The following is a 12,255-nucleotide window of genomic DNA, read 5'->3' on the forward strand; positions in this document are numbered from 1 at the left end:
AGTTTTTTTCCTTTATATACTTTTATAAATTTTATGATTTATATTTTATTTAGTTAAGGCAAGAATAATTTCTATATAAGATTTACGTCCAATTTAAAAGAAAGACTGATTCATCATAATCAAAAAAGCAAAGTATTCAGTGGAGACTTATATGACTGGAAAATAGTATATACTGAAAGTTATAAAACCTCAGTTTTTTCAATTAAAAATTTTTACTACCGCTAAGTTTCGCAGATAATTAACGTACTTTTGGTTTAACTAAAATGCTATTTATAAAAGTAAAATATGAAAAAAATTATTGTAAGTATCTTTGTTTTAAGTCAATGTTTTAATGTACATGGACAATCGATTGATAAAATTATTACAAATAAGGAAGTAACTCGTATAGAGAAAATACTTTCAGCTGATGATATGCAGGGTAGGAGAACTTTTACTCCCGGTATTGAAAAAGCATCGACCTTTATAGAGTCAGAGTTTAAAGCCATTGGTTTGCAAACTTTCAATGGAGCAACGAATTACAGACAAGAATTTTCGATGACTGTCTCTAAAGCAGTTTCTTCAAAAATTACTATTGATGGCAAAGAAATAAATAATAATCAGGTTGCAACATTCTCCTACCTTCCTCAAGTTTCTTTAAATGAAAAAAGCGATATTTCTATTGTAAAAATCAGTAAAGGGGATAACATTGGCGAGAAATTTAATGAATATTATAAAAGTCCGAAAAATCTTTTAGTATTAGTTGACCCTTCATTTGATAAAGTTTTACCGAATATTCAACATATTGATCGAGTAAATGCTACTCCGGGAAACAATACAATTATGTTTGTTTTTGGTACCACAGAAGCGACGACTTTTTCTGTTGAATTAACGAATACAATTTCCAAAAAAGCCTTGAATAATGTTGTTGGAATATTACCCGGAAAAACGAAACCAAATGAATATGTGATTTTTTCAGGACACTATGATCATTTAGGAGTAGGCTCTCCTGAAGAAGGTGCTCCGCATCCTGCAACAGATTCTATTTATAATGGTGCTAATGATGATGCAGCTGGAACAACAGCTGTAATTATGCTTGCGAAATATTTTAAAAAACAAAATAACAACGAGCGTACTATTATTTTTACCACATTTGTAGCTGAAGAAATAGGTGGTTATGGAGCCAAATATTTTTCTAAACAGCTTGCGCCAGAACAAGTGATTGCAATGTTCAATATTGAAATGATAGGAACAGAATCTAAATGGGGTAAAAACTCTGCTTACATTACAGGCTACGAAAAGTCGAATATGGGGCAAATTTTACAAGCTAATTTAATAGGAACGAATTTTACATTTTATTCAGATCCTTATCCCGACCAACAGTTATTTTACCGCTCAGACAACGCTACGTTAGCTAGGCTTGGAGTTCCTGCACATACCATTTCGACTTCAAAAATGGATAATGAACTAACGTATCACACAGCCGACGATGAATTTGAAACGTTGGATATTGATAACATGACCCAAATAATAAAATCAATTGCATTAAGTTCTTCTTCGATTATTAGTGGAAAAGATACGCCAACAAGAGTAAATACTACGCAACTGAAATAACATAAGTAGATCATAAAGAATTGAAATAGCACTGAAAACGATTGGTTTTCAGTGCTATTTTTTATTTATCTTGTTTTTATGTAGGTTGACAATTACTGTTTTATTTATATTAAAAATATTTGATTGTGGACGCAAACGGGTATTGTGTTTTCTGAATTATAAGAAAAAATTACTCCAAAATTATAAATCCGTACTCCTGATATTATAAACTTGGAATGATTTAAAAGTTAATCAATATAGTTTTGAAAAACATTTTTTTAAATCATTAAAATCCAAAGTTTATGAGAAAAATCTTTTTCGCAATCCTATTAGCATTACTATCAAATTTAGCCTTTTCACAATCGGAGCAATCTCTAATTGAGAATTGTATTCAAAATTATATTGAGGGTACATCTTATAATATGCCCGACAGCATTAGTAAGGCTTTTTATCCTGAAGCTAATCTTTTTCTGAGCCACAAGGAAAAACCTTTATGGATAGTTCCTAGTTCAGAATATGTCTCTTGGTTTCAGAAAGGGAACAAAGGAGAATTTAATGGTCGTATAGGAAAAATCATTTCGATAGAATATTTTAATGATATCGCTATTGCGAAAGCCGAAATTCTCATTCCTGAAAGAAAACAAGAATTTATAGATATGTTTTTGCTTAAAAAAATTCTGAGTGAATGGAAAATAATTAGCAAAGCAGCAAGTAGCAAAACAAGTAATAAATCAGGAAAAAAAATATTATTCATTGTCTCTAATGCAAATTATTACGGAAATTCTACAATTTCAACTGGTAATAGTTTTGCCGAAATCGTAAACGCTTATGATACTTTTATAAATTCGGGTTATACAGTTGATTTTGTGAGTCCAAAGGGAGGTGCTATTCCTTTAGCCTATATTAATACCTCTGATGACTTGCAAAAACAATATTTATATAATCCAGACTTCATGTACGCGATAAAACATACGCTGAACCCTAAGGAAGTTGATTATAAAACTTACAAAGCTGTTCATTATATTGGTGGCGGAAGCGCAATGTATGATGTTCCTGAAAATTTAGACATTCAGCGCATTTCTATGCAAGTATATGAAGATAATAACGGCATTATTTCTTCGGTATGTCATGGAACAGCGGGCATTGTTAACTTGAAAACTAAAAATGGAAAATTCTTAGTTGAAGGAAAAAAATTAAGTGGTTATCCTGACTCTTTTGAAAAGCAAGATGGCGAATATCTTAAGCACTTTCCATTCTTAATTCAGAAAACAATAGAAGAAAGAGGGGGAAATTTTAAATTCTCAAAGAGAAATGAATCTTATGTTGAGCAAGATGGCCGAATTGTTACAGGGCAAAATTTCCAATCATCAAACGGTGTTGCCTTAAAAATTATCGAATTGATTGAAAAAAATAATTAGGATAATTTATCAATGTTTAATACACACGCAAGATTCTTAAAATCCAGTTATAAATAACATGAAAGTTCCAAAACAATACTTGGCATTTATGTTCAGTAATCGCTAATATCCCTTTCATTTTGAATAGTTAATCTTATCATTTTGATAGCTTTTTTTCTTTTAAAAAGCTATCAAAATACTCAATATATTGATATACAGTAATTTACTTTTATTTGTTTGTTCTGGCATACCATTTGTTTTAGCAGATACAATCACCATAATAAATTATTGATTTTAATTCAATAGTTTTTTGCAACAACTGTGATAACATCAAAACTAGTTCAAAACATTATTAATCAAAAATAAAGATGAAAGCAAATAAAACGAGAAGTAAAGAAATTACAAAAGTATATCTATCTAAAAAATCTATGAATAATAAAAACAGGTTCATCAACTTAATGGTATTTACCATAGTTTTCTTTATTGCTGTTTTACTAATTTCAAAAATAGTTTAACAATATAAATTGAAATTTTCACTTTGTACATCTGCACCATATAAATTAAACGATTATGAAAATCATAGACCCCATCATAAATTCTAAAATAACCCTAACAAATAAAAACTTCTTTTTTTCTGGCTCATTTCGTAATAGAACAACATTTTCGGCTGTTGAAGAGCCAGAGGAATTAGTTGAATTTACAATCGAAAAAGCAAGATGCGCGCATACTTTCTGGATCAGAGAGATCTGCGAAGTGACGTTATCTTCAGCTATAGCTCGAGGCACGGGTATTTCAGGACGTTCACCGGAGTTTCTCGAAACAAAAATGAAAAAGGGTGAAGCTGTGATAGCTTTTGCTTCAGATGGGCGATGGGCAGGTTTTTCTTTTATTTCTTCCTGGGAGAATGGTAATTTTGTTTCTAATTCAGGACTTATCGTGGCACCCGAATTTAGACATTCTGGACTTGCGAAAAAAATTAAACAAAAGATTTTTGAACTGAGTCGCGAAATGTATCCTGACGCTCGCATATTCAGTTTAACTTCGGGGCTTGCGGTTATGAAAATGAACCATGAACTCGGTTTTGAACCTGTTACTTTCGCAGAATTGCCTGTAGATGAAATGTTTTGGGAGGGCTGTAAATCATGTGTGAACTGTCCGATATTAATGACTAAGGAAAGAAAAAACTGTTTATGTACAGCAATGCTTTATGATCCAAAACAAAATGGATAATAACAAGAAGTACGGATTAATCTAAATTTCTTTGGCCATATTTTAATATTTATTTTTTTATTAAAACTGTAGATGAGAATGTTTATTAGAATTGTTTCTATATTAGCACTAATTTATGTCTGATTCTTATATCAAGTTATTTGCATTTAAAAGAAATAGCAAAAACTTACGTTATAAGAAATAGTTCAAACAATTTTTAATGCCCAAATCTTAAAAATGAAGAAAAAACTAATAACTCTTTTATTTCTATTTACAGTTATAAATATTTTTGGACAAGCGCCAACACTTACTGACGCAGTCTCTAATAAAGTTTTAAGACCGCTTAAAAAAGTGCCTTTAGACGAAGCGTCAATTCTAATTTATGACTATGACGGATCTCTTTTTTCGTATGATTTAGAATCTGAACAAATTGGTTGGACTGTAAAAGCTACAGATGCCTTTACTGAAATGTGCGCAAACCTGGTAACGCTGCATGACGGCATTGTGTATGTTCCGTTCATTAACGGTGAAATTTTTGCAGTTGACAACCAAACCGGGGATATTTTTTGGAAATCAAGATTAGGCAATAGTACAGATCAAATTGTACTGAAAAATCAAGTTCCAATCATCAATAATGGAAAACTTTATATAACTGCTCAAAATGGCAATATATACGCCCTTAACACTAAAGATGGAAGTTTAGCATGGAGCTATAAGCTAGATTCCACTAATAATGATATTCCGGTTCTTTATCTTAACAACAAAATTTTTGCTCAAAGCGCGTCCAGCTTATATAGTTTTGATGCAAATACAGGAAAAGTTCTTGCCCAAAAAACCTTTGAAGTACCAATGTACGGAAAACCTGCAACTGATGGAGAAAATGTATTTATAGCAAATGAAAAAGATGTGCTTTATGCCTTGAGCCCAGATAAATTAGATATTTTGTGGCAGTTTAAATTAGATGAAAATCAGTTCAATGTAAAGGAGCGTATATTCTGTAAAGACAAAAAAGTATATTTTGCAGCACAAGGAACAACAGTTTCTACTTTATATGCGGTTGATTCAAAAACCGGAACTCAAATATGGAGAAGGGATTTTAAAGATGATAATATTGAATACATTACAGAGGATAATGATAATATCTGGGGATATACACGTAAAAAGAAACTTTTTCAAATTGACATAACAAATGGCGAAATAGCATTTGAAATTAAATTAACTACTATGCCTATTTCAAATATTGAGTTTCCTGTTGACGATACTATCTTTTACTATTGTGATGCCGGCTTGATTAAATTTGATTTAAATACAAAAGACGAAGACATGTATTATATGCGAACTTCTCTTAAAGACGATGTTTACAGTGCTTATTTAAAGATAATTAAATAAAAAGAAGCCTTCTCACAACAGAGAAGGCTTTTTTCTTTCTATCAGTTTGCATTGATTTAAAATTGCTTTATTTTTCACCATAGATAACCCAGGTACTTGAATCAATAACAACATTTCCATCGGGATATTTTTCATTTACTTTGGCATAGGTTTCCGTTTTTATTTTTTCATTCATTTCATCACTGGCAGAATCAAGGGCCGCTACAATTGGAGCTGCGACTTCTGTTAACATTCCCCAGTAAGCGTCTACAGTTTTACAATTTAGTTTTCCTGTTACTTCAACCTGAGAAATGTTTTTCAAGCCAGCTTTAGAAAATATATTTGAAATAAAGCCATCTTCAGCACAACGAAATATACCAGGCGAACCGGGAGGCGGTGGCAGAAGCTCCAGATTTTTATTAATTGTTCCCATTGTAGCTGTAATCCAGAAGTTTTTTTCAGGAATATTCCAAACTGCTGTTGCTATTTTTCCGCCAGGCTTAAGAACGCGAACCATTTCATTGGCCGCTAATTGCATATCAGGAAAAAACATAAATCCAAATCGGCAACTTATCGCATCAAATGTATTATCTGGAAAGGGTAGCTCGCATACATCGCACGCAACAGTTTCAACGTTTGTAAGTCCTTTTAAAAGGGCATTTTCATGTGCGATTTTCAGCATATCTTCAGCGAGGTCAGTAATTACAACCTTGCCATCAGGCAATTTTCCTGCAATTGTCAGTCCGGGTTCTCCCGTGCCAGAAGCAATATCAAGAACATAATCATTGCCTTTTGGATTAAGTAATCGAATTATTTCATCTCCCATTGGTTTAAAAAAATCCATTACAAGGTCATCCCATTTCTTCCAGCCTCCAGAAAACTTGTTCCAAGATTGCTTTTGCTGATCGCGAATTTCTTCTAAGTGTGGTTCCATTTTCTCTAATTTTGATGGTTTATAATTGTTTTTGTTTGTTCTAAAGTTAGAGGAGGGGCCAAACTGTTTTATACCAAATTAAAAAATAGAGAAGTAAGTCGAAATGAGCGTGTGTATCCTTGGTATAAATTGATATTTTTCAACACGCTAATATAATGATTTAAAAATATAAATAATTGATTTTTAGGTGATTAATTATTGTTTTACTAATTAAAACCGTTACATGGAATGGTGAAAAAGAAAAACAAAATCAGTGTAATTTATAAATTCTTGAAACCAAATGATTTTGCTAGATTTGAATATCAAAATCCTAAAGATTTAAAAAATGAAATGGATTACCAGAGAACGACCAAAAATAGATCGAATTGCATGTCCTTGGCTAATAAAAAAGTTTGTTGACAATGAAGCTGAATTCATTTATGTTCCATTTAATGAAGTTTTAGAAAAAGCAAAAGAATTAAATGCTACACCGTTTGATATTCCGAATGTGGAATTTACGCACTATGACGATCAAAGCACATTTGATTATATTGTGAAAAAATATGAAATTAACGATCCCGCAATTTCAATAATAGCTCGAATTGTGCGTGGCGCAGATACAGACAGACATGATATTGCAAAAGAATCGGCGGGGCTTTGGGCAATTTCGGCCGGACTTTCTTATAATATTACCGACGATTATAAACTACTGGAAACAGGAGTAATTGTCTACGATGCCTTATACAGCTGGGCAACACACCTTTTTAAACAAAATCATCTGCAAAACAGTCCTTTTGAAAATTTATTGCATGAAGTATATAATAAATTCTTGAAAGACAAGAAGTCTGGAGTAAAAACGCCGGCTTGGGTTAAAGATTTAAAAGAAATTATTCAAGATCAAATTGATGCGCAGTTTGCATTTGATTTGAAGAAAATTTCTAACGAATTAGATTTAAATCCGTCTTATTTATCACGAGAATTTTCGAAGCATTTTGAAGATTTGAATTTTGGCGAATATGTGAGAAAGTTACGCATCGAAAAAGCAATTGTTCTCATTTCAAATTCTTCACATTCATTAACTGAAATTGCTTACATGACTGGATTTTCAGATCAAAGTCATTTTACTAGAATTTTTAAAGCGCATACGGGGAAAAACCCTTCGTCGTATCGAAAAAAAAACAATAAAAGTAATCCAGATACAAAAGGTAAATAAGATTCTATTTTGCTGCATCATTGAAATTTAGTTTTGTAGTTATAATTAAAACTAAACCAATGTATTCAAAATTAATCTTTCTATTTACCGTATTATTATCAAGTATAAATATCTCAGCACAAACCACTTATCCTAAAATAACAGGTTATTTTGGCATTATGCATCCAATTGTAACTTTCAGCAGTGATGAAACAACAGTAAATTTTAGAGATTATTATGCTGTAGGTTTTCCAACGGGAATTAATATTTGGAAAAATCAAAAAATTGGATTTTCGTTTGAAATGGTTCCAAATATAAAAGACGACAACGGTACCAGCAAAGTAACTAATTTGTTATTTCATCCGGGAGTTTTGGTCGCATTAGGAAATGGCTACACATTTGCAGGAAGAGTCGCGTTTGAAACAAGCGGAAGATATGGCTTTACACCAGTTTTTAATAAAACGTTTTTTAAAACCAGCAGTTGCAGTTACTACGCGGCCGTGCCTTTGCCTGTTCGTTTTGGTAATGATCATCCGAGCACTTTTACTATAGGTTTTCAATTTGGAATTGCTTTCTAAGACTATTGTTTTACGTCTTTGAAATTTTCTTAGCCAATACAACCCAATCTCGAGTGGTATTTTCTTCAACAAAATTTTCGATTTCGTATTCTAATTCAAAACCTAAATCTGTCATTAATTCCAAAACACTATTTCTTGACAAACAACTGTAATAAAAGGGTTCTCCAAACATCTTGTCCATATGTTCATCTTCTTTTTTTCCGTGAGTAAAAAGAAAATAGCTATTTGGTAATAGTAAATCATAAATTTTTGAATAAAGTTCTTTCTGACGCTCCTTCGGAAAATGAAAGAGTGAATCCCAAGCAACTATTCCGTCAAATTTTTTATCAGTTTCAAAATCAAAGAAATCTGAGACAATGAACTGGGAGTTTTTAATTTCTTGTGATTTTGCAATTTCAATCATCTTTTCAGAAAAATCTATTCCAATTATAGAATAATTATTTTCGGAAAAATATTTTGCAATTGGATTTCCGGAGCCACATCCAATATCAAGAATATCTCCGTTTGGTTTAATCTTTTCTAAAAAATCTATAATTGGTTTATTTACGGCCGAATTATTTCTGATTTTTGCCCAATCATCAACAATTTTGTTATACGATTTTTTATTTATAGATGCATTTTCCATTATTCTAAAACTTTCTTCGGACTCATTTTATATTTGATTTAATAGATAGGTTCCCAAAGTTCAATTTTATTGCCATCGGCGTCCATTATATGCACAAATCTGCCATAATCATATGTGACGATATCATCTAAGACAGTTACGCCATTCTCTTTAAGCTGTTTTATTAAAGCTTCAATATTTTGCACTCTGTAATTAATCATGAATTCTTTTTTTGAAGGCGAAAAATAGTCATCATTTTTTTTGAAAGGGCTCCATTGAAGCGCTTCTTTTAAATCAGGATTATTAATATTTCTCGATTCAAATGTCGAGCCCCAGTCATTAACGTCAAGCCCTAAATTTTTGGAATACCATTCTCGTGTTTCTTTTGGGTTTTCTGTAAAAAAGAAAATACCTCCAATTCCAGTTACTTTTGGAACTGTATTGTCATGTTGTTTATTTGAGTCTTCCATATTTTTTTGGTTTTAAAAATTTAAATATACTAAAAATGCACTTTGCATAAAAACTAAAAGCTTTCTTAAATTGATTTGAAAATATTGTTAGTTGTTGTAAATTAGCTAGATACGACAATTTTTTAAAATTTAAATTATGAAAACACATCATATAATCGCCACATTATTATTCACTTTTGTAATATCGGCCAGCGCTCAAAAAAAAATCGAAACTTCTGAATTGCCAAAACCGGCGCAAGAATTTCTTCAAAAACATTTTAGTTATACAACTGTAGATATAGCAAAAAAAGATGCAGAACACGGCGAAAAAGGGTACGAAGTCAAATTGAAAGACGGAACCGAAGTCGAATTCTGGAAAGATGGTTCCTATCGAGAAGTTGATGGAGGAAATAATCCAATTCCAACCGATTATATTGCACCAAATATTAAAGATTATATTTCAAAGAATTATCCTAACGAAAAAATCACACACATTGATTACGGACATAAAGATGTCGATGTCGATTTAACAAACCAAATTGATTTAGAATTTTCTAAAGACGGAAAAATTCTAAAAGACAAAAACAATAACATTAAATAATTCTCGTTTTAAAAGCTCCAGAACATCTTGCTTTTGGAGCTTTTTTTCTGTTTTTTGAGTATAAACTTTTCACAACTGTATAAAGTTTATACATTTTATTTTTAGCTCAATTTTGCTAAACTCCTCAGTATCAATTTTTCATTAATTATGGCACGGCGCTTGTAAAAATGGTTGTGATCAATTCTATGTTTTAACTTTTTCGCCTTTTTTCTAAGCGAAGTAAAACCAAGAAAGAATTACTCTAAAAGCCATTTTAAAATTAAAGCAATAGCCTCAATGAAAAGCGAAACAATTATTTCAGAACAATTTTATTCTTCAGATAAAACTTTAAACAGAAAAGAAAAAACAGCAAAAAGTTCCAATTTTATTTCTAAAATCCAATTCTTAAAAAACTCCACACAAAAAACAGCAACACCTTTGGGTTCTCTTGTACTTGCAGGTACTTTTTTATTGATGTTTGGAGGTGCGTTTGTGGTTTATAACCTGCAATCCGATTTTGATCAATTTCAAATCGACCGAATAAACTCAAGCTGGGGACTTCCATTCTTGATTTTAGCTACAGCCTTATTCTTTTTTCAAACGGGATCATTTTTATACAATTTGTATCTCTACTTTAATTACAAGCCAATTGAATCCGTTTCAGATGATTTGCTTCCTACATGTACCGTAATTGTTCCTGCTTATAACGAAGGAAAATTAGTTTGGGAAACCTTATTAAGTTTAGCAGACAGCGATTTTCCTGAACAAAAACTTCAAATACTTGCCATTGACGATGGAAGCAAAGATGATACTTGGTACTGGATGCAACAGGCAAAAGTAAAACTTGGAGATCGTTTGTCAATTTACCAACAGCCAGAAAACAAAGGAAAACGCCACGCTTTACACCGCGGATTCGAACTTGGAAATGGTGAAATTTTTGTAACTGTCGACAGCGATTCTATAGTTAAAAAAGATACTTTACGAAACCTTGTGAGTCCGTTTGTTGTGGATGAAAAATGTGGTGCAGTTGCCGGAAATGTTCATGTTTTGAACAATAAAAAAGCCTTGTTGCCAAAAATGCTTAATGTAAGTTTTGTAATGAGTTTTGAATTTATGCGTTCGGCAGAAAGTATGCTGGGATCAGTTTTGTGTACGCCAGGTGCCGCTGCAGCTTATAAAAGAGATGCTGTATTTGAATGCCTGCCAGAATGGATCAATCAGACTTTTATGGGACAACCTTCAGATATTGGTGAAGACCGAGCAATGACAAACATGATTTTAAAACAAGGATTACATGTTTTGTTCCAAAGAAACGCCTATGTATTGACAAACGTTCCAGAAGAATATAAAGGTTTGTACAAAATGTTTATCAGATGGGGCAGAAGCAATGTACGCGAGAACATTATGATGGCACAATATGTTTTTAAAGATTTTAGAAATGAGTCTAAATTTGGTGCAAGACTTTTATTTTTAAACCAATCTTTAAAAATTGTTATGGCTTATCCGTTCTTATTATTTATGTTGTTTTTTATAGCAGTTCATCCGGTTTTGTTTTTTAGTTCTACACTTTTAAGCATTTTGATTGTGTCAACATTTTCAGTGTTGTTTTATGCTAAAAGATATAGTTTTACAGATGCATTTTGGGCTTATTCCTATAGTATTTTTTATACTTTCAGTTTGTTTTGGATAACACCATATGCAATTGCAACTGCCAATAAAAAAGGCTGGCTAACTCGTGGTTTGTCATAAAGCTAATTTTTAATAAAATAGAAAAACTCCTAAATTTGAGATTATTTAGGAGTTTTTTTTATTCCTTTAATGTGGTTATGTGCTTATTCTCAGCAAAAAAACTTAAATCTTTTTAAGAGTCAGTTTTAATTCATCAGCCTCTAAAGTTAACTGGTCATCAGTAATGGTGCTAATACAAGGCCATGGAGTTCCCGTTTCATCTTTAATTACGAGGCTTTTTCCTTGCTTTGTCAAGGCATAGGTACCGTCTGTAATTTCTCTAAGTAAAAATCCTGTTACATGACCATCTTTAGTAAATGTTAATTGGCCGTTAGCAAGAATTATATTTTTCAATGAATCAGAAAGTGGTTTTTTGTTCGCTTCAACGCTAGTAACTTTCCAAGAACTTACTAATTCATTCCTTTTTGCCATGGTGCATGAAAGAATTAAAACTGCAGATAATAAAATTCCGAAGACAAATAATTTAGATTTTTTCATAATTCTGTGATTAAAAAATTAGACATGAAAAGTTACAAAAAAAATCAATAGTTAAAATATTTATAATCAAATATTTACAAGAGGTATTTAAAAAAGCAAAAAATACGGTCTGAACTGACGTGTTTTATAACAATCTGAAGATAAGTAAACTACAAAATACTTCATTTAAG

The 12,255-nt window shown here is 31.6% G+C and carries 12 protein-coding genes; 8 read left to right on the plus strand and 4 right to left on the minus strand.

Annotated features, from left to right (window positions below; translation table 11 throughout):
• Positions 1 to 285 precede the first annotated feature (285 nt).
• From EV145_RS03765 to EV145_RS03780, 4 genes are all read left to right on the plus strand, one after another.
• Positions 286 to 1,590: a M20/M25/M40 family metallo-hydrolase gene (locus tag EV145_RS03765; RefSeq protein WP_133523898.1), complete on the plus strand. Its 1,305-nt coding sequence runs from the start codon at positions 286 to 288 to the stop codon at positions 1,588 to 1,590.
• 281 nt (positions 1,591 to 1,871) lie between these two features.
• Positions 1,872 to 2,987, plus strand: a complete 1,116-nt coding sequence (locus EV145_RS03770) for a nuclear transport factor 2 family protein (protein WP_133523899.1) — start codon at positions 1,872 to 1,874, stop codon at positions 2,985 to 2,987.
• 549 nt (positions 2,988 to 3,536) lie between these two features.
• Positions 3,537 to 4,196: a GNAT family N-acetyltransferase gene (locus tag EV145_RS03775; RefSeq protein ID WP_243739194.1), complete on the plus strand. Its 660-nt coding sequence runs from the start codon at positions 3,537 to 3,539 to the stop codon at positions 4,194 to 4,196.
• 216 nt (positions 4,197 to 4,412) lie between these two features.
• Complete coding sequence (locus EV145_RS03780) at positions 4,413 to 5,564, plus strand: PQQ-binding-like beta-propeller repeat protein (protein WP_133523900.1); 1,152 nt, start codon at positions 4,413 to 4,415, stop codon at positions 5,562 to 5,564.
• Positions 5,565 to 5,631: 67 nt separating this feature from the next.
• On the opposite strand, the gene EV145_RS03785 is transcribed toward EV145_RS03780, so the two are convergent.
• Positions 5,632 to 6,477, minus strand: a complete 846-nt coding sequence (locus EV145_RS03785) for a class I SAM-dependent methyltransferase (protein ID WP_133523901.1) — start codon at positions 6,475 to 6,477, stop codon at positions 5,632 to 5,634.
• A gap of 325 nt (positions 6,478 to 6,802) precedes the next feature.
• Between EV145_RS03785 and EV145_RS03790 the strand changes: the two genes are divergently transcribed.
• Entirely contained in the window at positions 6,803 to 7,669 is an 867-nt protein-coding gene (locus EV145_RS03790; protein ID WP_133523902.1) for a chromate resistance protein ChrB domain-containing protein, read from the plus strand.
• A gap of 59 nt (positions 7,670 to 7,728) precedes the next feature.
• On the plus strand, positions 7,729 to 8,226 hold the full coding sequence (locus EV145_RS03795; protein ID WP_133523903.1) for a hypothetical protein: 498 nt from the start codon (positions 7,729 to 7,731) through the stop codon (positions 8,224 to 8,226).
• Between the two features lie 10 nt (positions 8,227 to 8,236).
• On the opposite strand, the gene EV145_RS03800 is transcribed toward EV145_RS03795, so the two are convergent.
• Together EV145_RS03800 and EV145_RS03805 are read right to left on the minus strand one after the other, a co-directional pair.
• Positions 8,237 to 8,851, minus strand: coding sequence for a class I SAM-dependent DNA methyltransferase (locus EV145_RS03800; protein ID WP_133523904.1), 615 nt, complete (start codon positions 8,849 to 8,851; stop codon positions 8,237 to 8,239).
• A gap of 38 nt (positions 8,852 to 8,889) precedes the next feature.
• Positions 8,890 to 9,300: a VOC family protein gene (locus tag EV145_RS03805; RefSeq protein WP_133523905.1), complete on the minus strand. Its 411-nt coding sequence runs from the start codon at positions 9,298 to 9,300 to the stop codon at positions 8,890 to 8,892.
• A 136-nt stretch (positions 9,301 to 9,436) separates the two neighbouring features.
• Between EV145_RS03805 and EV145_RS03810 the strand changes: the two genes are divergently transcribed.
• Positions 9,437 to 9,880 carry a PepSY-like domain-containing protein gene (locus EV145_RS03810; RefSeq protein WP_133523906.1) on the plus strand — a complete coding sequence of 148 codons (444 nt, stop codon included), beginning with the start codon at positions 9,437 to 9,439 and terminating at the stop codon, positions 9,878 to 9,880.
• A gap of 276 nt (positions 9,881 to 10,156) precedes the next feature.
• Entirely contained in the window at positions 10,157 to 11,608 is a 1,452-nt protein-coding gene (locus tag EV145_RS03815) for a glycosyltransferase (protein ID WP_133523907.1), read from the plus strand.
• 102 nt (positions 11,609 to 11,710) lie between these two features.
• On the opposite strand, the gene EV145_RS03820 is transcribed toward EV145_RS03815, so the two are convergent.
• Positions 11,711 to 12,085: a hypothetical protein gene (locus EV145_RS03820; RefSeq protein ID WP_133523908.1), complete on the minus strand. Its 375-nt coding sequence runs from the start codon at positions 12,083 to 12,085 to the stop codon at positions 11,711 to 11,713.
• Positions 12,086 to 12,255 lie beyond the last annotated feature (170 nt).

It is taken from the genome of Flavobacterium sp. 245 (genome assembly GCF_004362055.1).
In the GTDB taxonomy this organism is placed as follows: domain Bacteria; phylum Bacteroidota; class Bacteroidia; order Flavobacteriales; family Flavobacteriaceae; genus Flavobacterium.